Below are 22,591 nucleotides of genomic sequence, written 5' to 3'. Positions count from 1 at the left end.
CTTCTTCCTAGTCGTTTTCTTTATTGATCATGATCCGGTCAGAACCATCTGATTCTTCCATCTCCACGATAATTTCTTCACTTAAAGCAGTTGGAATATTTTTCCCAACGAAATCTGCCCGAATCGGCAGTTCACGATGACCGCGGTCAACTAGAACGGCGAGTGAGATTCGTTTTGGTCGACCAATATCCATGATGGCATCCAAAGCTGCCCGAATCGTCCGTCCTGTAAACAAGACATCATCGATTAAGATAACTTCTTTGCCATCAATGGCAGTCGGGATGTCTGATGAATGGATCTCTGGATCATCTTCTGCCTTTTTGTCATCTCGGTACAAGGTGATGTCCAATTCACCGACAGGTACTTCTACGCCTTCTAGTTGTTTTAAACGTTCTGCTATTCGTTGAGCGATATAGATGCCTCTTGTCTTGATCCCTACCAGCACCAAGTTATCAATGCCGCGATTTCTTTCAATAATTTCATAGGTGATCCGCGTTAACGCTCGTTTCATTGTTACTGCATCTACTACTTCTTTCGCTGCCATATGTTATTCCCTCCTAATTTTGAACATAAAAAAACTCCTACCTGCTTGAGGTAGGAGTCATGTTTTCCGATCGTTGCCTAAAATCCCATTCTGTGGATTTTGGGTACACGTTATCATCTAGTAAGGGTTCGAATCTCCAACGCGGGAGTCGTCTGCTTACTCATTCCTTCTTAGCCTCACGGGACTACATTTAAAGGAGCTATTTAGTTGTTACAATTACTATACAGTTCTCACACAAAAAAATCAATCATTTTTTCGCAATTTTTTTAACGTGTCCGTGAACAGCTCTGGTAATGGCGCTTCAAAGACCAGCGACTCGCCTGTTGTTGGGTGGGTGAAGCCTAGAAGCTTGGCATGTAAAAACTGCCCATTGCCTTTTAGCGTGCGTTTAGGTCCATATAGCGGATCGCCAGCTAGCGGAAAACCGATGTACTGCATGTGGACTCTTATTTGATGGGTTCTTCCTGTTTCCAGCTGTAGTTCTACTAAGGTGAACTGCTCGAAGCGCTCCAACACGGTGAAGTGAGTGACAGCGGGTTTGCCATTTTCGATCACGGCTTGCATTTTGCGATTGACTTTTGATCGACCGATTGGTGCATTGATGGTGCCTTTTTCGTGGCTGATCGTACCATGAACCAATGCTACGTACTTGCGTAACGATGTTTTGTCTTTCAATTGTTTCGCTAACGACTCATGTGCCTGATCATTTTTGGCGATCATTAACAGACCCGACGTATCTTTGTCGATTCGATGAACGATTCCTGGCCGAACAACATCATTGATCGTGGATAAATCATCCATATGGTACAATAACGCATTGACCAAGGTGCCATTTGGATGCCCAGCGGATGGATGAACCACCATCCCTTGCGGCTTGTTGATGACTGCCACATCAGCATCTTGATAGACGATCGTCAAAGGAATATTTTCTGGCTCTAAATCTACTACTTCCGGCTCTGGCACTTGGATGACCAAGTGATCGCCTGCTTTTACTTTATAATTAGCCCGAACCGTTTCACCTTCTAAAGTAACGGCATCTTCTTTCAGCCATTGTTGAACTTGTGAACGGCTATGGTCAGGCAAGCGTTCAGCCAACACTTTGTCGACCCGCCCTTTTTCTTCTTTAATGATTACTTCAATTTGCTTTTCCATTTGATTCTCCTTGTTTCCCTTTTGCTTCGTCATCTACCAGTGCATAAATAAAAATCAAGATTACCCCAAACACTAATGACATATCAGCGATATTGAAAATTGGGAAATTGATAAAATCAAGCTGGAACATGTCCACCACAAAGCCATGCTGCAAGCGATCGATGAAGTTTCCGATAGCGCCACCTAGAACAAATGCCAATCCAAAGCGAAACCACAAACTGCTTTTTTGGTAACGAAACAATAGGTAAACAACGACGGCAACCGCGATAACGGTGATGATCGCAAAAAAAGTGATTTTTCCTTCTAGAATACTCCAAGCTGCACCGGTATTCTGAAGATAGGTCAGGGACAACACATTGTCGATCAGAGAATGTGTTTCACCTAGTTGATAATTGGCAACGATCCAAATTTTCAGCCATTGATCCAAGCCAATGACAACAGCACTTAACAAAAAAAACAACGCGATCATAAATTTTCCACTCTTTCTTCTTTAAAAATATCTCGTGGACGGATGATGCCCAAGAGATTTCCATTCGGATTTTTATCCTTGGTGATCAAAACCGCCTCAAGCAGGGCATTTTTTTGAAACAATTCTTCCACTTCTACGATGGTCGTTTCAGCCGACACGAAACAATAATTTGATCGTTTCCCATCTCCTGCTAATAATTCATCTGCCGTTCTGCCTGTCAACTTGATTTCACCATGGAGGCTTTCTTTCGCTAACCAGTATCCCAGCATCCGCAAAGTGATCAAGCCCAAAAATCGACCATTATCATAGATCGGAAATTGTGAATAGCGCTTTTGGGCAACGATTTTCAATAACTCTGGTAATGGCAGGTGCTTTTCAAAACCAGTCACTCGTTTCGCAAAACGCGGCATGACTTTTTCAGGTGCCAGTAAAGAGCGTTCAATTTCTTGAATGCGATTGACGACCCATTCATTCGGTTCAGCAATGACAAAGTTTTCTCCGATTTTTTCATGTACGATGGCATTGCGCAGCTGAGCCATTTGTAATAAATCATCTTCTGCTCTTCTAACATTGATATTTTTGCTTTTTGACAAGCGACGAACCATTTCAGAAAAACCCATATTCCGTGGATTATCCAATTCGTCACGAAGCCGCTTTTCGATTCGATTAAAACTACTCAAAAATTGATCTGCACCACTAGCCATGAGGAACCTCCTTGATAAGATACGCTTTTTTCAAATAAATCAAAACAAAGACAAAATATGCCACCAAATACACCCCGACAAAAAGCAACGAGTAAAGGGAGATAGAGAATAAGCCCAATACCCCCATCATGAGAAAAAGGCTTAAATAAAAGCCGATATATAATCTTTTAAGCGTAGGATTCATCACGATCTCCAGCTTGAGCGCTGATTGGCCTTGTGGTAGCTGAAAAGGCTGACTTTCTAAAAAAAACATGCGCACACGAATCGGTGTCTGCTCAGCTAACTCTAAAAAAATCGTTTGCTGATGATTGATGGCAGCGATTCTTTTTTTCCCTTGCATGACCTCTAAGGGACTGCCCATTCCATAAAAACCAGTCCTCCTAGTTAGTTGTAGCTCCATTGACAAAGATCACCTCAATTGGTTAAGTATACTTGATTATCAAAAGAAAGAAAATAGACTTTTGCTTGCTTCCTTGATTATTATAACAAGAATCCCTACTTTTATCTTCCATCACGTCTAATGAACGAGAAAAAGACGAATGCCGCTTGCATCCGTCCTTTCAAATCATCTCTTTCCGTTTTTTCGTTTCAAATGCAGCGAATGTTTTCTTTGCTTGTGATCACTCTTTTAGAAAAGACCGATCGCTTGGCCATCAGAAGTCACGTCCATATTGATAGCCGCAGGTTTCTTCGGTAATCCAGGCATTGTCATCACGGCACCAGTCAAGGCAACGATAAAACCAGCACCTAATTTTGGCACGAATTCGCGAATCGTTACTGTGAAGTCATCTGGTGCGCCCAATCGCTTTGGATCATCACTGAATGAATACTGGGTTTTTGCCATACAAATCGGCAGCTGATCCCAGCCTTGCTCTTTGAAGCTTTGCAACTGTGCCTTGGCTTTAGGCGCAAACTCAACCTCTGCCCCGCCGTAGATCTCACGCACAATCAAAGAAGCTTTATCCGCTAAAGGCAAATCGTCGGTATACAAGCGATGATAGTTGGCGGTTTTTTCCTCAATTACTTGTACCAGCGCTTTTGCTAGATCCGTTCCACCGGCGCCACCTTCTGCCCAAACGGCTGTCCGTGCGATGGTGACGTCGATTTGCTGACACATGGTTTCAACTAATTTCCGCTCTGCTTCTGTGTCTTGTGAGAACTCATTAAGGGCAACGACAACTGGAATACCATATTTACGCATGTTTTCAACATGACGCTTTAAATTACTGAAGCCTCGCTCTAATGCTTTTAAGTTTTCTGTCCCTAAATCAGCGACAGCGACCCCACCATGCATCTTCAGTGCTCTGATCGTTGCTACCACTACGATCGCATCTGGTGCCTTTGATAAATTCGGTGTTTTGATATCAAGAAATTTCTCTGCGCCTAAGTCAGCACCAAACCCAGCTTCGGTCACCGTGTATTCGCCTACGTGCAAAGCCGTCTCGGTTGCGATGACACTATTACACCCATGGGCGATATTCGCAAAAGGACCGCCATGGATCAGCGCAGGGGTTCCTTCAATCGTTTGAACGAGATTCGGTTTGAGGGCATCTTTTAAAAGTAAGGCTAAAGCACCTTGGACCGCCAGATCTTTTACGTAAATCGGTTGTTTCCCAAAAGAATAACCAATTAAAATCTTTCCTAATCGCTCTTTTAAATTATCAATACTTGTTGCCAAGCACAAAATCGCCATGATCTCACTAGCAACGGTAATGTCAAAACCGTCTTCTCGGGGAACGCCTTGTAACGGTCCCCCTAGACCGACGATCACTTGTCGTAACGCTCGATCATTCAAATCGACAACGCGTTTCCATGTGACCCGACGTCCGTCGATCCCTAATTCGTTGCCTTGTTGGATATGATTGTCGATCAACGCAGACAAGGCGTTATTGGCAGCCGTGATCGCATGCATATCACCTGTGAAATGTAAGTTGATGTCTTCCATCGGTAGAACTTGTGCTTTGCCGCCGCCGGTGGCGCCGCCTTTGATGCCCATTACTGGGCCCAATGATGGCTCCCGCAAAGCAATGACGGTTTGTTTCCCGATTTGATTCAGGGCATCCGCAAGTCCGATGGTCACCGTTGATTTACCTTCCCCTGCTGGTGTCGGGCTGATGGCTGTGACTAAAATAAGCTTACCTAACGGCTTGTTTGCTTTTTCTTTGATTGCCGACCATTCGATTTTTGCTTTATATTTGCCATAAAGTTCCAGGTCATCCCCTGTTAAACCAAGTGGTTCAGCAATTTCAATAATCGGTTTAGGCGTTGATTCTTGTGCAATTTCGATATCTGATTTCATTTTTACCCTCAATTCACGAACTATTTAGCACTTTAAAATGTATTTTGTTTGCTATGCTCTTATTATACTTGATTTTATTCAGAAAGAAAGAGAGATTTTCCACACTTTTACAAGAAGTTTGCCGAATCCTCTATGTAAACAAAAAACAACGTCCTTCCTAAGGCTGTACCGCCAAAAGGAGTGATCGCTGTTTTCTAGATTCCTATGAATTACTCGTTGGTTTCGACCTGCACCCTTTTTTCAGGGATTTTTTCTTGAAAAAAAGTTTCTAACCATGCCACATCTTTTTTACGCAACGTGAAGGTATACGTTTTTTGATGATCGGTAATGCTGATTAAACGGTTTTTAATTTGCCATTTTTCTATCTCAGGTAAAGAAATAAGGCGTTTCTTCCATAAGCGGGCATAGCGAATAAGGAGCAAATCATTTCTGATGAGCATGCTTCGGTGAATACCTAACCATACAAAAAAGAAAAAGACGGCTAAAACGAGGTTGCTTTTCCAATAAGGTCTGGTATTTTCTAACGAAAGAATCAAACTGATAAATAATATCATCATAGTAAACGACCAATAAATGATCGCTGTAGCAGCTTCCGGTTGCCAATACAATTTACGCTTCATAAAAGTTCCTCACAACATAAAATTTCTAGTATACTATCTTTATCATATCAAAAAAGGGTGAGACAATGTTAAAAGTTTATCTTGATGCTTCCACGAAAGGCAACCCCGGCCCTAGTGGCGGTGGAATCGTCATTGTCGGTACTGATCTGCATGAGCAAATTGCGTTTCCGCTACCTGATTCAACCAACCACCAAGCAGAGTTCGCTGTGATGGTAAACGCGTTGCAGCTGCTGATTGACAAAGGGTTACAGGAACAGACGATTATGCTCTATACCGACAGCAAAGTCGTTGCGCAGACTATCGACAAGAATTATACCAAAAACCCTGCTTTTTCTGATTATTTAACGGAAATTCAATGCTTGTTGAAACAGTTCCCTTTAGCGATCATCCAATGGATCCCTGAGAGCCAAAACAAAGGTGCCGACCATTTGGCACGCCAAGGATTAGCAAAGGCATTGAAATTAAAGGATCGGAGACAATAACCGAGAGAAGTTTTGTTTGAAGCGCAACCAGTAAGACTGCTTAGCTAAAATTTCATCCGTCAGTAATGTTGATTGCGCCATATCCTCTTCAAAGAAGCCTTTCAACGTTTGCGTGACATCGTGATCGTAGGCAAAAGCATTGACTTCAAAATTCAAGGCATAACTCCGAATGTCTTGATTTGTCGTCCCAAAGGAACTAATGGTATCATCCATCATGACCGTCTTCGCATGGAGGAAACCATTGTTATAGATGTAGATTTTTGCACCACGACGATGCAAATAATTGGCATAATGCTGTGTTGCCCGGTAAATGAATGGGTGGTCAGGCATACATGGGATCATGATTCGGACGTCTACACCTGAGTGGATGGCAATTTCCAATGCGTTCATCATACTGTCATCAGGAATCAAATAAGGCGTTTGGATCCAAATCGATTCTTTGGCAGCTAAGATCATTTTTACAAAACCGCCTTTGAGAATTTGGGTCTCACTTTCAGGACCATCAGCGACAATCTGCAAATCAACATTTCCAGAGAGCTCTTTCGGCGGTAGAATAAAGTAGCGATCCTCGTATTCCAGTTGATCCTCTTCTTTTTTTACAGATGCGTTCCAGTCACGAATAAAAATCTCTTGTAGTGTAAAACTGGCAGTACCTACGATTCTCGCATGGGTGTCTCGCCAATAGCCAAATTTGGCCTTTTTCCCTAAATATTGATCGCCGACATTAAAGCCGCCAGTCCACCCAATTTGACCATCGATCACAACGATTTTTCGATGTAGATGATAGTTCAATCGTGTGTTACGGATCAGGTTCTTCGAAGTGATGAAAGGCACGACTTTTCCACCGGCATCAATCAACGGTTGAAAGAATTTCCGATTGGCTTTCGGTGACCCCCATGGATCATAGACCAAACGCACTTCAACACCTTCACGGGCTTTATCGATCAAGATAGACAGAAATTGGCCACCGATCTCATCATTAAAAAACGAATAATATTCCACATGCAGATTATCTTCTGCTTGCTTCATGTCTTCAAACAATGCTGCAAATTTTTCTTTTCCATCTGTATAAAATTCTACTTTGTTTCCTTTAGTCAAGGGCGATTCATCAAGGTTCTTAAAATAGCGCTCTAATAGATGATTGTCATCTGAGTAAGGATGTTCAGGAAAAGAATAATTGTGCACTTTGATGATTTGATTCAACTCATTGATCCTACTTTGGTGGTGCTCACTAAATTTATAAATAATTTCTCCGTCGATCCCCCGACCACAAAACAAGTACAACAAAAACCCGATGCCGGGGATGAATACCAACGTCATCATCCAAGCAAAGACACTTGCAATCGAGCGTGGTTTCCGAAAAACAGTAATAAAGGCAGCAATCGTATTAATAAACAAAAGTGCCAATAATACCGTGGAAATCATGCTCATATCCATTTTTATCATAGTTTCCTCCTATATCCTGTAACCCTATAATAGGTAACTATGATCGAAAGCAAGCTTCAATTCATAGTTCCCTAGTGTTTCTTTGATTTTTTGTTTCAGCATTTCTTCGATTTCTTGATCACTATACGCCGATTTTGCGGGAATCACTAAATCAAACGCCAACAGATCTCCTTTGACCTGAAAATCATGCATCCGTAACTGCGGATCAACGAAGCGAATGATCTTTGACACTTCTTTTTTTAAATACCGATACTGCTGATCTTGAATTGGTACTGGATCAAGATGACAGACAAGGTCGACCTTTAAAGATTGGCGAAAATCTTGTTCAATAGCATCAATCACCTCATGCGCTTCTCGTAAAGACCACGTTTCATCCACTTCGATATGCACACTGGCAAAGCGATTTTTCGGTCCATAATTATGAACCAGTAAATCATGGTAACCGAGAATCGTCGGATAGTGATCCAAGCGCTGCTCCATGGCAGCTACTTCTTCTTGCGTTGGGCGTGCCCCTAATAATTCGTTGATAAAGGAACGAATCATTTTGATTCCGCTAATCAAAATATACAAGGCAATCAGACAGCCGACAAAGCCATCAATACGTAGGCCAGTCAACCACTCGATCGTCGCTGAAAACAAAACCGCACCCGTTGTATACACATCGTTGAGACTGTCTTGCCCACTGGCTTTAAGTGTTTGAGAGCCAATCAGGTTCGCCAGTTTGCGGTACATCGCTCCCTGCCAGATTTTGATCAAAATCGATAAAACCAAAACGATAAACAATAGTGGTGAAAGACGGATACTCGTCGGTTCCATGATGCGTTGCACAGAGCTGATGAGAAATTGACCGCCAACAAACGTGATGATCAAAGATACCACAAACCCACTGATGGCTTCAAATCGCTCATGTCCATATGGATGTTCACTGTCGGCTGGTTTCGCCGAGATCCGAAAACCGATCAATGTTAAAATAGACGAGGCTGTATCTGAAAGACTGTTGATGGCATCGGCCATAATCGAAACAGATTGTGCAGATAAGCCAATGATAAATTTTCCGGCAAATAATAGGAGGTTGGAAAGCAACCCGAGGCTACCCGCTAACTTCCCAATGGCTGTGCGTTCGTAGACACCATTTTTTTTGCTACGATTTAAAAAAAAGTTTAGCAAATCATCACCCTCTCAAAAAACCATCTTTCTTATTTTACCCCGAAGGAATTCAATTAAACAACTATTCGTATCGCTTTTTCGAAAAAAAAGCGAATTCCCTTCAATTATCGAACGCATTTTCAGATAACACGTAGGAAAAAAGGAAAAAGATAACGGAAGGGTCTCCCCCCTCCGTCATCTTCGTTCAAAAAAGGACTGTGCTAAAGACCTGCGCTCCTCTTTCATCTATCATCTTAAACGAAAGAAATTCCCTGGCACAGATTCAACCAGTTAGTGTGATTACTTGGCAGCTAACCACGCTGCTGCGGTCTCAAGTGCTGCTGTGATTCCTTCAGGATTCTTCCCGCCGGCTTGTGCCATATCAGGACGGCCGCCACCGCCGCCACCAACTTTAGGTGCGATCTCTTTGATCAAATCGCCCGCTTTCAATCCTTTTTCATTGGCTACTTTGTTCATAGCAGCTAAAAGATTCACTTTGCCATCATTCGCGGTAGCTAACACTAAAATATCAGAATGGTCTTTTTGTTTCCATTGATCGGCTAGTTGACGTAATTGGTTCATGTCCTTAACAGTCACTTTCGCTGTGATTAGACGCAGACCATTTACTTCTTTGACATCTTTGAAAACATCCCCTGCTTGCTGATTTGCTAACTTGCTGGCAAGAGCTTCGTTTTCTTTTTGCAATTCACGTAGCTGCGCTTGCAGTTGTTCTGTTTTGGCAACGACTTCTTTTAATTGGGCAGATTTAACGATTCCTGCGATTGCTTTTAATTGCGTTTCTTCTTCATGCAATAACGTATAGGCTTCTTGACTAGTCACGGCTTCGATCCGACGAACACCAGCACCGATCCCTGATTCAGAAACGATTTTGAAAATACCGATATCCTCCGTATTTGCCACATGGGTTCCCCCACATAATTCGATCGACCAATCGGCAACATTGACGACGCGAACGTCATGCCCATATTTTTCACCAAAGAGTGCCATCGCTCCCATGCCTTTTGCGGTATCGATATCCGTTTCGATCGTCACAACAGGGAGGGCTTCCCAAATTTTTTGGTTGACGATTTGTTCCATTTGGCTCAGTTCTTCGCTGGTCACTTGCCCGAAATGACTAAAGTCAAAGCGCAAATGTCCTGGAGCAACTAATGAACCTGCTTGGTTCGCATGGCTACCTAATACTTCTTTTAACGCTTTATGCAATAAGTGAGTCGCCGTATGATTTTTGATGATCTTATTGCGACGATGCTGATCCACTTGTAAGAAATAGTTCACGCCTTCTTGTAGTGGCGCTTTGACTGTAGCAGTATGCAAGAACTGACCGTTCGGTGCTTTTTTGACATCCGTCACTTCCGCTACGATCGTACCATCTTCTGCTACGATCGTGCCTGTGTCCGCAACTTGTCCACCCATTTCTGCGTAAAATGGTGTTTCGGCAAAAATCAGTTTTGCTTCACCTGTCGAAACAGAATCATGTAACGCTTCGTCTTGGATGATCACTAATAATTCGCTGTTTGCTTCAAGTGAATCATAGCCAACGAAACGGCTGTCTACTTTGATATCTGTCAATAAAGCGGATTGTACGCCCATTGAAAGCTCCGTTTGTCGAGCCGCACGAGCGCGGGCACGTTGTGCATCCATTTCTTGTTCAAACCCTTGATGGTCCACTTTCAACCCTTCGTCTTCCGCCACTTCTTCTGTCAGTTCAACCGGGAAGCCGTAAGTGTCATACAATTTGAAAATATCTTGACCAGCTAACGTATCTTGACCGTCTGCTTTTACTTGGGCGATCACTTGATTTAAAATATCTAACCCTTCATTGATCGTTTCATGAAAACGTTCTTCCTCGTTGCGGATCACTTTCTCAATAAATTCTTGCTGCTCTAGTACTTCAGGATAGTAGCTTTCCATGATCTCGCCAACGATCGGTACTAATTTGTATAAGAAGGCAGCATCGATCCCTAATTTTTTCCCATGCATGACTGCACGACGTAATAAACGACGTAAAACATAGCCACGGCCTTCATTTGAAGGAAGTGCCCCATCGCCGATCGCAAAAGAAAGCGCGCGGATATGGTCTGCAATCACTTTAAAGGAGATATCTGTCGTTTTGCTGTCGCCGTAGTTCACACGACCGCTTAAATCCGCCACTGCATTGATGATCGGCAGAAACAAGTCTGTTTCAAAATTGGTTGGTGCATTTTGAACGATGGAAACCATTCGTTCCAGCCCCATCCCCGTATCAATGTTTTTATGTGGTAGTGGTTCATAGGAGCCATCTGGTTGATGATTGAATTCTGAAAAGACCAGATTCCAGATTTCCAAATAGCGCTCGTTTTCGCCACCAGGATAGTTTTCGGGATCATCTTCCGCTACGTCATTAAACTCAGGACCACGGTCATAGAAAATCTCCGAATCCGGTCCACATGGTCCTGCACCAATGTCCCAAAAGTTGTCTTCAATCTCAACGATATGCTCTGGTGTCAAGCCGACTTCTTCTGCCCAGATCCGTTTTGCTTCTGTGTCTTTTGGATAAACCGTGACATATAACTTTTCTGGATCAAAAGCCATCCATTCTGGGGAAGTCAAAAACTCCCATGCCCAATGAATCGCTTCATTTTTGAAATAATCGCCGATCGAAAAGTTTCCTAGCATTTCAAACATCGTATGGTGTCTTGCTGTTTTCCCAACGTTTTCGATGTCGTTGGTCCGAATTGATTTTTGCGCATTGGTCATTCTTGGGTTTTCAGGAACAACACTGCCGTCAAAATATTTTTTTAGCGTTGCCACCCCTGAATTGATCCATAATAGGGTTGGATCGTTGACTGGGACAAGGGACGCACTTGGTTCAATTGAATGACCTTTTGATTGAAAGAAGTCCAAAAACATTTGGCGTACTTCTGCACTGGATAATTGTTTCACGTTATTCTCCTACTTTCTTCTGTGTTCGCTTAAGATACAGGGGCTGACAAAATTGCTGGTAAGGCGCTCTTATGCCTTTAGAGTCATTTTGACGATAAAAAAACACCATTGCAGAGCAAGGACGTCGATACGCGGTACCACCTTGCTTGCAATGATGTGACTCATTACCTCTTAGACTCGTTAACGCGGAGTGGACGGCAACATTTCTGCTGCAGTTGAGCACCAAAGGGAGCAATCCGTCTGAATTCATGTTTTTCTCTCAGCAGTGAAAAACTTTCTGTAATGAATCATCAAACCGACCATATCCTTCGTCATTCAAAGTATAAGGAAATGTGTCGAAAAAGTCAATCCTCAAATCCGGTCTTTATTGATCAGAATCGCTTTGCGGTAACGATAGCTCTGCGGAGAAAGCTTTTGATCTGGCTGTAGCATTTTCCGTGAACGGTAATAACTGGCATAAGGCAATGCATCGAATAAGGGATGCCCACAAATTTGCCAGTTCTCCATTTTTAAAGACAAGCCATCTGTCAGCTCCCACGCATCCGCAAGCCCATAGGTGCAGCCAAATAAATTCGGTTCAAGCAATTCAGCGGTTGGCAAAGAGACACCATCGTCGCAAGACTTTTCATTGCCCCAGCGAAAAAGTCGCCGAGTAGCAGCACCGCAGACATATTCCCATTGATCCTCTGAAAGCAGCTGAAAGCCTTGTTTATCTAACTGCTGTTTCAATTCTGTTTGACTGACGGATTCGTGGGTAAATAACTGATAGGTTTCCGATAACGGCTCTAGTGCAGCAAAATAGCGATTCTCTTCGTGATAAAAAGCGGGTAATTCCCAACGCAAGCTTTCCTCAAAGGACGCTGGTGCTGTGAATTGTGCCTTTAGCTCTTTTTCGAAAACACTGAATTGATCGACTAACCCGTGAAACTCCCCAGTGATCGTATTTAACTGCCCGATATACCTTGCGCCAGCAGGCAGAGAACTTTTTTGGACTAGCATGGGATCAATCACAGCTTTACGCAAAGGGCTCGTCGACTCATTGACAAAAATCCCCCAATCCTGGCTGGTTTCTAACTCATAGATTGTTTCCAGTTGGCGAATGATCTCATTGGGTGGTGACTGCCAATTTTTACTCCAGCAAGTAGCCGGTAATCCTTGCACACCGAGATCCCAACCTAAGATCGCCTCAGAATTCCCTGGTATAAAGACAAAGTCTTCGCCATCGATCGTTAATTCAAAGGTAGCACATTTCAATCCTGCATACGTCAACTGACTAAAATGGACATCGGTGATCTCCTTTAAAGGACTGACAAAATACATTAAAATTTGCTGGATCAGCTGTTCTTTGATTTCAAAGGACAGTGTCTTCCAATTTGACCATTGTAACGCCTCAAAAAAATCCACGTCATTTCTCCTCTCATCTGCTACAATTACTATATAACGAGTATACCACGAAAAAGGAGGAAAACGACTGATGCTTTATTTTGGACGCAGTCCGTGGATGCTACAAGCGGTTTTCGCCTTGCGGAAAGCCGTTTTTGTAGAAGAACAGCACATTCCGGCAGAATGGGAATTTGATGAAAAAGACCAAACCTGTCCATACTTTCTTTGGCTTGATGGAAACACACCGATCGCTACCATTCGCTATCAATTCTCTACACCGAACACTCTGCAACCTGATCGCTTTTGCGTAGCTAAGGCCTTTCGGCACCAAGGATACGGCACCAAATTATTGCATTATCTCGAAATGCGTGGTGTCCAAGAGGGTGCCCTCCAATCAGTGTTATCCGCAGAGATCGACGCTTGTGCGTTTTATGAATCCTGTGGGTATCAAAAAACATCTGAACCCTATGCTGAAGATGGCGTATTGTGTGTAGAAATGACCAAACAATTAAAAACAGCAGTCAAGGAAGAGTAGTTCTCTTCCTTGACTGCTGTTTTGGTAAGCATTAGCTATTCGAATTTTTCTTGTTTTTGCGGGCGGTTCGAGTCGTTTGACGACGTTCGATCTTCCGTTTTTCTTTGTTCTTCTTATCAACGGCCCATTGAATTTTTTTCTTGTAGCCAGGCTTGATTTTTTTCTTCTTTTTCTTGACTAAGCCAATCAAGGTTGGGTCTAATTCGTCACGAGATTTTTCCCGCTTTTGCCGACGATTCCGATCGTAAGTCGCAACGATCTCGCCATTTTTGATTTCCTTCGGTTGGAAAACAACCCCTAGATCTTCGATGGCTTGGATTGCCCCTTCATCGCTTGGATCATATAAAGTGATCGCGGTCCCATCCATTTGATTTCGACCGGTCCGACCAACACGGTGGATAAAGAAATCCAAATCAGCTGGAATCTCGGCATTGATGACATGAGAAACCCCTTCAATATCAATTCCTCGCGCAGCTAAATCTGTTGCGACAACATATTGGTAGTCCAAATTTTGCACTTGGCGCATGATCCGTTTTCTTTCACGAGGACTGATGTCGCCGTGGATCTTCGCTACTTTTAAGCCTTGTTCCTTTAAGTAATCCGTAATTTCATCCACACGGCTCTTCGTGTTGGCAAAAACGATGGCAAGATAGGGATGGCCTGTAGTCAATAATTGATAGATCAATTTATTGGTATTTTTCCCTTTGGTAGAAATCAACCAATTCTCGATCGTATCAGAGATGACTGCTTTCGATTTGATTTCTTCGATCAATGGATTGGCCATGTATTTTTTCAAGAATGGGCGCAATTTCTCTGGAATCGTTGCGGAGAAAACCAGCATTTGTAGTTTCTCAGGCAAACGCCCCGCAATTTGATCGACTTCTTCCAAAAAGCCCATATCCAAGGTCATGTCTGCTTCATCCACGACAAATACATTGGCAGTGTGAACCCTTAAGGCTTGTTCGTTGATCATATCCAAGATACGACCAGGTGTCCCAATCACGACATGGGGCTGTTGATTTTGCAGACGGCTCAATTGGCGCTGTTTATCCGTTCCTCCAACAAAATTTGACACACGAATCTCCGGATCATGAAACCCGCCGATCTGTTTTGCGGCTTGATAAATTTGTGTGGCTAATTCACGACTCGGTGCAGTAATCACGACTTGCACTTCATCTTTTTCGGCATCAATTTTATCCATCAATGGCAGTAAAAATGTATGGGTCTTACCACTCCCAGTCTGAGATTGTCCAACAACACTACGGCCTTTTTGGATAACAGGTATCAATTTTTCTTGCACTTCTGTTGGATTAGAGAACTTTTTATCAGCAAGTGCTTCATAAATAAATGGTTGAAATTTAAATGACTCAAAAGACATTCAAACACCTTCTTTCTTTTAGCATCCTTTGGATTATAGCATATGTTGCCTTGATTTCCTAACTTTCTTTTGTCACGGGTTTTGGATCAATCGTGCTAATTGTATACGTTGCACTGCGGCGTTCATAGAAAAAGCGGCTTTCTTTTTTTATTGCAGCCCAAAAGAGATTCATGTAAAAGCCAAACTGGATCAAGCCAAAAATGACCACCATCAATAAACTGACGACCAGAAGCAGCGTATTATCCGAATCAAGAAACGGTGCAAAAAAGATGTTGACCCGACTGATGCTGGCATAAATCAGATAAAACAAACCATAACGTTTCAATAACGCAGCCAAGCTGACCCTCTGACGGGCTTCTTGCATGATTTTGATTCGTACGAGTTTTTTTCCAATCGTTTGTCCTTTGGCAAGATAAGCAAACAACACAAAGTACAGTAATACTTCAAGAGCAAAGTACCAATAGTCCCCACTAAAGTCCCTTACCGTCTGTTGAGTAAGCAAACGAACAGCGATCACCACAATGAAACTGACCACATTCAGTATTCCCCAATCGATCAACCAAGCAAATATCCTTCGTGTTACGGTTACCCGAGTACCTTTGGCGTATGAATCGGCATCCATCTCTTCTCTTGATGGCAATAAGAACGTAAATAGCGGGGCAATGCTCCACCCCAACAATCCTCCTAGTGTATTGACAAAGAGATCATTAACATCAAATAAGCGATAAGGACGGGGATAAATAAAATAAAGTCCTGTCAGCTGAGTCAATTCAAAAAACAACGTCAGACAAAACGTAATCGCCAGCGTTTTCAGAAAAGAACACTTGAAGTAATAACGTAAGTAAACGCCGAAAGGCAAGGTCAACAATAAATTAAAGAGTGGTTCGAGAAAGACCCCCTGCTTCATGGCAGGAAGATAGGTTTGCGGGTCGTGGATATTTAAGACCGTCTGTTGGACAAAATGGTGCCAGGATGCTCCTAGCTGCAATTCCATCTTAGGACCAGTCATATGAGCTACCTCTTCAATCGAGGGCAATGGCAAAATAACTAAAAAATAGGCGCATAATAAATAGAAGACAAACGAATAAAGAACCAGTGCACGAGAAAAGATAAAACGACCGTATTTTCGATATTGGATAACAAAAAAAATCATTGATATCGCCAATGCTAGAAATGGAAAAACCAGCAGAGCAACCTTTATTGGGGTAATATAAGCGGACATAAAGAACTCCTTCACGTTTTCTTTTTATCTTACACGCTATTTCCCAAAACGTAAATTTTGGAGTATCATAAAAGAAAAGGAGGTTAAAAAACCATGTTAAATCCCTATTTTGCCTTTGGCGTACCGGCATTCCTTTTGGTTTTATATGTAGCTTTTGCTCTTTTTCGCCGGTCTTCCGATATACCCTACTTAGGATTTGCCCTATTCATCATTGCTGGTTTTCTGACTGGATTTAGTTTACAAGTCATTCAACAAGCCATCAATGAAGTGGAGAAAACTTCTCTTGAACACGTGCAAGAAACCCACCTTTACTCGCCCTACTTATTAGCGATTCCATTGATTGTGGGCATTCTTTTACTTATTCTCAACTTGATTCGCGGCTATCTAAAAGTCAAAAACGTTCGTCTGCGGACAAAATAAAAGCAACCTACCTAGAAATACGAAATGATCCTGTTCCTCTTAATGGGAAATGAGATCGCTTCGTATTTTTTTTGGTAAGCTGCCTAGATTGCTAAACCCCTTCAAAAGATCCAACCACCACTCCCGTAGTAAAACAGTTTATCAACCACAAAAAGCGTTTATTCGTCGGCTAGTTCTTCATCCAGGTCTGTCTCTGACGTATCAGCAAAAGATTCTTTTACATCATCATTGACTTGTTCCAATAAATATTGCCAGTCACTATTCGACACAACCACCACATCGATATTCTTTTCTTCATCGATCAGCTCGAGATTCGAAACATCCTCTCCTAACTGCTGGAATAGGTCAATCAATGTTTTGTCTTGGAGTGTTACGTATTCAGTCCGTTTCATTCTTCTTCCCCCCATGAATCAAAAAATTCATAAAACAAGATATCGAAACTAGTAAGATCGGTCATCTTTTGTAAAGTAGATAGATCTAAACGAATAAACGCTTTTTCCACTAATAAATAATGGTTTTCTTCCAACGCTTCTTCGATAAATGGTAAAATCTCTTCCTCGTCCCCTAATGTCTCACTAGAGATTTGTTCGATTTGATCAAACAAGCGATCATCTTGCAACAAAAAGAATTGATCGTCGTAAAGATAGACTGCGATTTGATATTGCCGGATGGGTAGCTCAGCCCGAATGACAAAAAAGCATTCCCCTGAATTGGAAATCGCTGGCAATAGTTCACTCGGTTGTAATGCCTGTTGGTAGTACATTTCCATCCCTCCTTTGTACTTACTATTATAAAGAACAATAAAGGAAAAAGGAAATAATCGAATTGCAGTTTAAAAAACTCTAAACAAAGTTAGACATCCCATTCTGCATAGAATTCTTCTAAAAAATCCTTCATGAAAACCACACGTCGCTGAGCTTCTTTTTTGCCATAATCCGTGGTCATCTTTTCAGGAAGCAAAAATAGTTTTTCATAAAAATGATTGATCACCGTCGTCCCTTTTCGGTAATCCTCATGATTTTGAAACGTCTTTGGGGCTAAGTCACTGACATGGATCGGGTGTTGATGACTGCCACCAAAATAGCTCGTCCGTAAAATACCGATCGCACCTAAAGCATCGAGACGATCTGCATCACGAACGACGCGGCCTTCTACTGAGACAACTTGTGCGCCTTGCAAAAGTTCTTTTGAAAAAGACAGATTTTCGATAATAGAAAAAATTTCTTTCGTTTGTGCTTCACTTGCCCCTGCTGCAGTCAAACAAACTCGCACTTCGGCATAAGCCGCTGTGACATCCGCCACAACTTTGTCATCCACCGTATCATGCAAGTAAGCTGCTGCCTGTACGACAAAACGATCAACCGCCAATTCGTCGGCATCGATGATAGCTTGACTTAAGCCCGCCACCCGTTTGACATGATCAAACCCATGTCCTGTGTAATCATTCCCCAAAATACTTTCGGCATAGGCAATTACTTTGCTAAGATCGGTAACATTGTTTTCTTCCTTCATCTTTCTCCTTCTTTCGATACGAAAGCAGCAAGCCTTCCTTTTTTCAGTGGTTATCGATACAAAAGGAAAAGAAGTTTAACAAAACGAGCACCCCACGAAACAGTTAGGGCGGCAACGTCTTGCGAAGCTTCTTTTCACTCGTTTCTTTTAAGCGAAATCTTGCGTCTCGCTGATTTTATAGACACTAAAATAGATCTTACGTAAATAGTCTAATAGATATTGAGGATTCAATAATTCATCCGTTGCATCTAAAATCAATTCATTTGGTTTCTTTGATGCCCCATATTGATGGATATTTTCAGTCAGCCATTTACGAATCGGTGAATAATCATCTGAAGCCAACACTTCATCGACATTGATTTCTTTTTCCATCGCATGCAGTAATTGCGCGGCATACATATACCCTAACGCATAGGATGGGAAGTAACCAAAGCTGGAACCTGACCAATGAACATCTTGTAAGATTCCTTCAAGGTCATTCTCTGGACGAATCCCTAAATATTCCTCGTATTTGTCATTCCAGATTTTCGGCAGTTCATCGATCGATACTGTTTCGTTAAAGATCATTTTTTCGATCTCGTAACGAATAATGATATGGATTACGTAAGTCAAACTGTCAGCTTCAATACGGATCAAGCTGGCTTTAGAATGCTTCAAAGAATCATAGAAGGTGTCAAAAGACACATCATCAAACGAGCCTGCCGCACATTCTTGGAAAAATGGGTATTGCTTGGCCCAGAAATTGCGATTACTGCCGATAATGATTTCATTAAAAAGCGATTGAGATTCGTGGATCCCCATAGACGCTCCTTCATGAACCGGTGTTCCTTCGTATTTTTCGTCAATATTTTGCTCGTACATTCCATGTCCGGCTTCATGAATTACACCGAATAGTCCCATTGAAAAATCGTTTTCGCTCCAACGAGTAGTCAAACGCACATCGTTGTGATTGATCCCCGTAGCAAATGGGTGGACCGTATTATCCAAGCGGCCGCGAGAAAAGTCATAGCCTAAGTCGGCAATCACTTTTGAGATAAATTTACGTTGCTGCGCTTCGGTCATCTTACGTGACAGGATCGAAGTATCTGGTGCTGTTCCTTTTTCAGCCAATTGACGACGAATATCCATGATACCGTCTCTCACTTGTGAGAAAACATTATCCAAGATCTCAACCGTCATATTTGGTTCGTATTGGTTTAACAACACATCATAGTTTGTCAGCTCATTCTTCTTCCAATAAGGAATCAATTCTTTCGTCAAGCGAATATTTTCAGAAAGTGCGTCTTTAAATAAAGAAAAATCTTTTTCTTTACGGGCTTTGAGCCAAGCAGTATGTGCTTTTGACGTTGCTGCGGAAGCCGCCATCGCCAACTCATTTGGTACATCTTTTTGCAATTCATACTCTTCTTTGACTAGCTGATAAGCCGCTTTCCCAACCTCTGATAATTCTTCTGGGTGTTTCCCAAAATAGCTGATTGCTTCTTGGATCGGCTCTCCAATTTTTTTGTCAAAATAGAGGCCATATAAATAGCTGTCAACTTCCGCCCGGTAATCACTGGCTTTTTCTGGCATCCCCGTTTGATTGTCCCAGCCTAAGATCCCCATTGCTTGTTGTAATAGATCGATTTCTTTTAATTCTTTCAGAAATTCTTGTTCTTTCATTCAGCAAACTCCTTTTTGCGTGGCGGACGTTGTCCCCAGTATTGGAAGAGATCGGTACGAATCGCACCGTTGTATAATTTGCGTTTTTTTGTCGCTTTTTCGCCGTAATGGGTCTCAAAAGTCAAGTCACTGGTCAAAAAGTATTTACTCCAGGTTTTAAGCGGTCGAAACACTTGGCCCATTTCTTGATACAGTCGCTGAACAGACTCTTCTTCTCCTAAGCGTTCGCCATAAGGAGGGTTAGCCACAACGACACCATACTCTTTTTCTGTTTTAAAGTCTTTAACAGCTTGTTGTTTGAAGGTGATCGAGTCTCCAAGACCTATTTCTTCCGCATTCCGGCGGGCGATCTCAATCATTCGACCATTGATATCCGAACCGGTAATATCTAATTCGACATCATAATCTGCTGCTTCATCTGCTTCTTTCCGTACTTTTTCAAATACTTCTGCTGGGAACCAATCCCACGTTTCGCAAACAAATTCCCGATTAAATCCAGGGGCGATATTATGGCCGATCAAAGCTGCTTCAATACACAATGTGCCTGATCCACAAACGGGATCGACAAAAGGCTTGTCTTTGTACCAATTTGTCAGCATCACTAAAGCCGCAGCCATGTTTTCTTTCAGAGGTGCGCCCCCTTTTTCTAAACGATAGCCGCGTTTAAACAAACTAGGGCCAGTCGTATCCAATGTGATCATCGCATGGTCTTTCAATAAAGCGACTTCTAATTGGAAAAAAGCGCCAGTTTCAGTCAGCGGCACACTTGCCGGACGATGATATACTTCTCTTAAGCGATTGACGATTGCTTTTTTGGTAATCGCTTGGCAGTCAGGTACACTATACAATTTTGATTTGATTGATTTTCCGGCTACTGGAAATTCAGCGTCTAACGGTAAAAAGTCTTCCCACGGTAACGCTTTAACTTCTTCAAACAGCTGATCGAAAGTCAATACGTCAAATTCCCCAACGACGATTTTGATACGGTCGGCTGTACGGAGCCACAAGTTCGCGGTAGCAATGGTCTCCATTGTTCCTTTAAAGCGCGCTCGGCCGTTTTCAACCTCACACTCGATCCCTAAATCCCGTAATTCTTTGCCCACTAGTGCTTCTAAACCGCTCGCAGCGGTGGCAATACAATTAAATGTTTTTTCAGTCATAACGCTCTCCTTCTTGGTATAAAAAAACCTTCCGTTGCTGGAAGGATTCCCTGATAGGTTGTGATTTTCTATAAGCCATGTTTTGTCCGTATTTTCCTCAGGGAGAAGAAAACACTGGGTAATTATCTATCTGCAATTACTTGCCTTCTTGCTCCGTTCATTTCCGTGCAAAAAGTGCCCCTACCATTGTTTGGGTTGCTCGCTCGAGGGGTTTACCGCGTTCCACCAAGACGGTTTCCCGGCTTGCTTCGTCACTGTGGCACTTTCAAGGATACTTTGGCATAGCTTGCACCTTAGCCATTTTTCCTGCCGTTACTTTCTCAAGTACCCTAGCTTATGGTTTCGCTAGGCACGAACACTACAAGCGTCTCAGCTTGTGCGAGCATGGACTTTCCTCAGCATAATCGAGTTATGCCGCAATTACCCGAAAACCACAACTATCTTTTCTACATTAGAATTGACGGGTTTTTTCGTTGTCATCTTCAAAATCAGCATTTGTATAGTTGCTGTTGTATGAAGAAGAACGAGTGACAGGTTCTGATTCACGATCAAGCTTTTTGCCAAACACTTCTTTTTCAAGATTAGACAAACGTTTTAAAATATCAAAATTTGTGACTGTTTGGCTTTTCGGTGCTTCTTGTTGAACACGAGAAGCGATTGCTTGGTTTTTCGACAATTGATCGATTTTCGCTGTCAGACGATCGTTTTCTTCTTGCAGGGCTAAGATCTCTTTATTGTAGCTTTCGTAGTCTTTAATGATATTATCTAAAAACTCGTCCACTTCCACTGGATCATATCCACGCATTTTTGTTTTGAATTCTTGTTGCAGAATATCTTTTGGACTATAAATTAAATTTGCCATTATTTACACCTCATTGTTTATTCCAAATGGTTTTCACTTTCTAGACCATTCTATCAAAAAATATACGAAAATCAAAGTAAATTACTATCAAATGTTGCGTTTTGTAAATCATCCATTGTTATTTGATGAATAAAGTAGGGATTTTGCTCACTATAGGCTTTCGCATCTCTTAAGAAATAATTAGGTTTTCCTGGAAATTCGTCATCATATAACACAAGTGCACCTTCAGTATGCTCAAGTAAAAACGCTGTGTGATTTCTTAATTGACTGGGGTCTTGGTAAGGCTTATGGCTGGTGGCATTGACATAATCGGCAAATGACTTCGCTGTTTGCAGTGCCTGCTGATTCGTTTCGTTCCAATTTTCACCAAACCCTTCAAAAGGAAAAATAATTCCTAGTTTCAGTTCCGGGTATGTTTGTTTTAATTGTTCAATGGCTTCGGCACACCACAGCTCTGCTCCAAGATTCCCGCTGATCAAGAGCCATTCTAGCCCTTCTTCAACATAATTGGTCAATGCCGACATTATTACTTTCTTAATAACTGCAATCTTGGGATCTTTTGCTTGAAAGACACCTAATTCATAATTACGATAGCCAGTAAAGTATAAGGTTTTCATTGTTTCTCTGGTCATCTCTTTTCTTTCCAAACGAC

23 protein-coding genes and 1 other RNA gene are annotated in these 22,591 nt (G+C 42.2%); 3 read left to right on the top strand and 21 right to left on the bottom strand.

Annotation, left to right across the window (positions count from 1 at the left end; genetic code table 11):
- Nucleotides 1–7 precede the first annotated feature (7 nt).
- The 7 genes from pyrR to A5882_RS13490 form a co-directional block, all read right to left on the bottom strand.
- Nucleotides 8–544: a bifunctional pyr operon transcriptional regulator/uracil phosphoribosyltransferase PyrR gene (gene pyrR / locus A5882_RS13520; protein ID WP_005235992.1), complete on the bottom strand. Its 537-nt coding sequence runs from the start codon at nt 542–544 to the stop codon at nt 8–10.
- A 243-nt stretch (nt 545–787) separates the two neighbouring features.
- Nucleotides 788–1,696: an RluA family pseudouridine synthase gene (locus tag A5882_RS13515; RefSeq protein ID WP_008379864.1), complete on the bottom strand. Its 909-nt coding sequence runs from the start codon at nt 1,694–1,696 to the stop codon at nt 788–790.
- Complete coding sequence (gene lspA, locus A5882_RS13510; RefSeq protein ID WP_005226122.1) at nt 1,680–2,165, bottom strand: signal peptidase II; 486 nt, start codon at nt 2,163–2,165, stop codon at nt 1,680–1,682. The genes A5882_RS13515 and lspA overlap by 17 nt, the downstream gene beginning before the upstream one ends.
- Nucleotides 2,162–2,869: a CBS domain-containing protein gene (locus A5882_RS13505; protein WP_005235996.1), complete on the bottom strand. Its 708-nt coding sequence runs from the start codon at nt 2,867–2,869 to the stop codon at nt 2,162–2,164. Before A5882_RS13505 ends, lspA begins: the two co-directional genes overlap by 4 nt.
- Nucleotides 2,862–3,269 (bottom strand): hypothetical protein, encoded by a 408-nt coding sequence (locus tag A5882_RS13500; protein WP_005235998.1) that lies wholly within the window; start codon nt 3,267–3,269, stop codon nt 2,862–2,864. Before A5882_RS13500 ends, A5882_RS13505 begins: the two co-directional genes overlap by 8 nt.
- Nucleotides 3,270–3,497: 228 nt before the next feature.
- Nucleotides 3,498–5,168 (bottom strand): formate--tetrahydrofolate ligase, encoded by a 1,671-nt coding sequence (locus A5882_RS13495; protein WP_008379859.1) that lies wholly within the window; start codon nt 5,166–5,168, stop codon nt 3,498–3,500.
- A gap of 209 nt (nt 5,169–5,377) precedes the next feature.
- Nucleotides 5,378–5,788, bottom strand: a complete 411-nt coding sequence (locus tag A5882_RS13490) for an EbsA family protein (protein ID WP_008379857.1) — start codon at nt 5,786–5,788, stop codon at nt 5,378–5,380.
- 65 nt (nt 5,789–5,853) lie between these two features.
- Here A5882_RS13490 and A5882_RS13485 point away from each other — a divergent pair, with 65 nt between their 5' ends.
- Entirely contained in the window at nt 5,854–6,270 is a 417-nt protein-coding gene (locus tag A5882_RS13485) for a ribonuclease HI family protein (protein WP_005236004.1), read from the top strand.
- Here the strand turns inward: A5882_RS13485 and cls are convergent.
- The 4 genes from cls to A5882_RS13465 form a co-directional block, all read right to left on the bottom strand.
- Complete coding sequence (gene cls / locus A5882_RS13480; RefSeq protein WP_008379854.1) at nt 6,250–7,716, bottom strand: cardiolipin synthase; 1,467 nt, start codon at nt 7,714–7,716, stop codon at nt 6,250–6,252. The two genes, A5882_RS13485 and cls, sit on opposite strands and share 21 nt — an antisense overlap.
- Before the next feature lie 24 nt (nt 7,717–7,740).
- The gene (locus A5882_RS13475; RefSeq protein ID WP_016611745.1) at nt 7,741–8,883 is read right to left on the bottom strand and encodes a cation diffusion facilitator family transporter; all 1,143 of its coding nucleotides are present in this window, start codon (nt 8,881–8,883) and stop codon (nt 7,741–7,743) included.
- A gap of 279 nt (nt 8,884–9,162) precedes the next feature.
- Nucleotides 9,163–11,805 (bottom strand): alanine--tRNA ligase, encoded by a 2,643-nt coding sequence (gene alaS / locus A5882_RS13470; RefSeq protein ID WP_086372971.1) that lies wholly within the window; start codon nt 11,803–11,805, stop codon nt 9,163–9,165.
- A 351-nt stretch (nt 11,806–12,156) separates the two neighbouring features.
- Nucleotides 12,157–13,209: a hypothetical protein gene (locus A5882_RS13465; RefSeq protein WP_005236012.1), complete on the bottom strand. Its 1,053-nt coding sequence runs from the start codon at nt 13,207–13,209 to the stop codon at nt 12,157–12,159.
- Nucleotides 13,210–13,279: 70 nt separating this feature from the next.
- On the opposite strand from A5882_RS13465, the gene A5882_RS13460 reads away from it, so the two are divergent.
- Entirely contained in the window at nt 13,280–13,723 is a 444-nt protein-coding gene (locus tag A5882_RS13460) for a GNAT family N-acetyltransferase (RefSeq protein ID WP_005236014.1), read from the top strand.
- 31 nt (nt 13,724–13,754) lie between these two features.
- Here A5882_RS13460 and A5882_RS13455 read toward each other — a convergent pair whose 3' ends face one another.
- Together A5882_RS13455 and A5882_RS13450 are read right to left on the bottom strand one after the other, a co-directional pair.
- The gene (locus A5882_RS13455; RefSeq protein ID WP_086372970.1) at nt 13,755–15,101 is read right to left on the bottom strand and encodes a DEAD/DEAH box helicase; all 1,347 of its coding nucleotides are present in this window, start codon (nt 15,099–15,101) and stop codon (nt 13,755–13,757) included.
- 58 nt (nt 15,102–15,159) lie between these two features.
- Entirely contained in the window at nt 15,160–16,323 is a 1,164-nt protein-coding gene (locus tag A5882_RS13450; RefSeq protein WP_008379845.1) for a VanZ family protein, read from the bottom strand.
- 93 nt (nt 16,324–16,416) lie between these two features.
- On the opposite strand from A5882_RS13450, the gene A5882_RS13445 reads away from it, so the two are divergent.
- Nucleotides 16,417–16,743, top strand: a complete 327-nt coding sequence (locus tag A5882_RS13445; RefSeq protein ID WP_005236019.1) for a hypothetical protein — start codon at nt 16,417–16,419, stop codon at nt 16,741–16,743.
- 158 nt (nt 16,744–16,901) lie between these two features.
- On the opposite strand, the gene A5882_RS13440 is transcribed toward A5882_RS13445, so the two are convergent.
- The 8 genes from A5882_RS13440 to A5882_RS13405 all read right to left on the bottom strand — a co-directional run bounded on the left by A5882_RS13440 (nt 16,902) and on the right by A5882_RS13405 (nt 22,556).
- Nucleotides 16,902–17,135: a hypothetical protein gene (locus A5882_RS13440; RefSeq protein WP_005236021.1), complete on the bottom strand. Its 234-nt coding sequence runs from the start codon at nt 17,133–17,135 to the stop codon at nt 16,902–16,904.
- Nucleotides 17,132–17,512 (bottom strand): hypothetical protein, encoded by a 381-nt coding sequence (locus tag A5882_RS13435; RefSeq protein ID WP_005236023.1) that lies wholly within the window; start codon nt 17,510–17,512, stop codon nt 17,132–17,134. The genes A5882_RS13440 and A5882_RS13435 overlap by 4 nt, the downstream gene beginning before the upstream one ends.
- Nucleotides 17,513–17,595: 83 nt before the next feature.
- The gene (locus A5882_RS13430) at nt 17,596–18,255 is read right to left on the bottom strand and encodes an HD domain-containing protein (protein ID WP_016620164.1); all 660 of its coding nucleotides are present in this window, start codon (nt 18,253–18,255) and stop codon (nt 17,596–17,598) included.
- Nucleotides 18,256–18,402: 147 nt separating this feature from the next.
- Nucleotides 18,403–19,917 carry a carboxypeptidase M32 gene (locus A5882_RS13425; RefSeq protein WP_086372969.1) on the bottom strand — a complete coding sequence of 505 codons (1,515 nt, stop codon included), beginning with the start codon at nt 19,915–19,917 and terminating at the stop codon, nt 18,403–18,405.
- Complete coding sequence (locus tag A5882_RS13420; RefSeq protein WP_005236030.1) at nt 19,914–21,077, bottom strand: class I SAM-dependent RNA methyltransferase; 1,164 nt, start codon at nt 21,075–21,077, stop codon at nt 19,914–19,916. The genes A5882_RS13425 and A5882_RS13420 overlap by 4 nt, the downstream gene beginning before the upstream one ends.
- 66 nt (nt 21,078–21,143) lie before the next feature.
- Nucleotides 21,144–21,509, bottom strand: an RNA gene (gene rnpB, locus A5882_RS13415) — RNase P RNA component class B.
- A 19-nt stretch (nt 21,510–21,528) separates the two neighbouring features.
- Nucleotides 21,529–21,939 carry a cell division regulator GpsB gene (gene gpsB, locus A5882_RS13410; RefSeq protein ID WP_005226142.1) on the bottom strand — a complete coding sequence of 137 codons (411 nt, stop codon included), beginning with the start codon at nt 21,937–21,939 and terminating at the stop codon, nt 21,529–21,531.
- A 71-nt stretch (nt 21,940–22,010) separates the two neighbouring features.
- Nucleotides 22,011–22,556: a DUF1273 domain-containing protein gene (locus tag A5882_RS13405; protein WP_008379834.1), complete on the bottom strand. Its 546-nt coding sequence runs from the start codon at nt 22,554–22,556 to the stop codon at nt 22,011–22,013.
- Nucleotides 22,557–22,591 lie beyond the last annotated feature (35 nt).

The sequence above is a fragment of the Enterococcus sp. 4E1_DIV0656 genome, from assembly GCF_002140695.1.
GTDB classification, from domain to species: Bacteria; Bacillota; Bacilli; order Lactobacillales; family Enterococcaceae; genus Enterococcus_D; species Enterococcus_D entomosocium.
The sequence above is the reverse complement of the archived record's forward strand: the minus strand, read 5'-3'. Positions and strand labels throughout refer to the sequence as shown.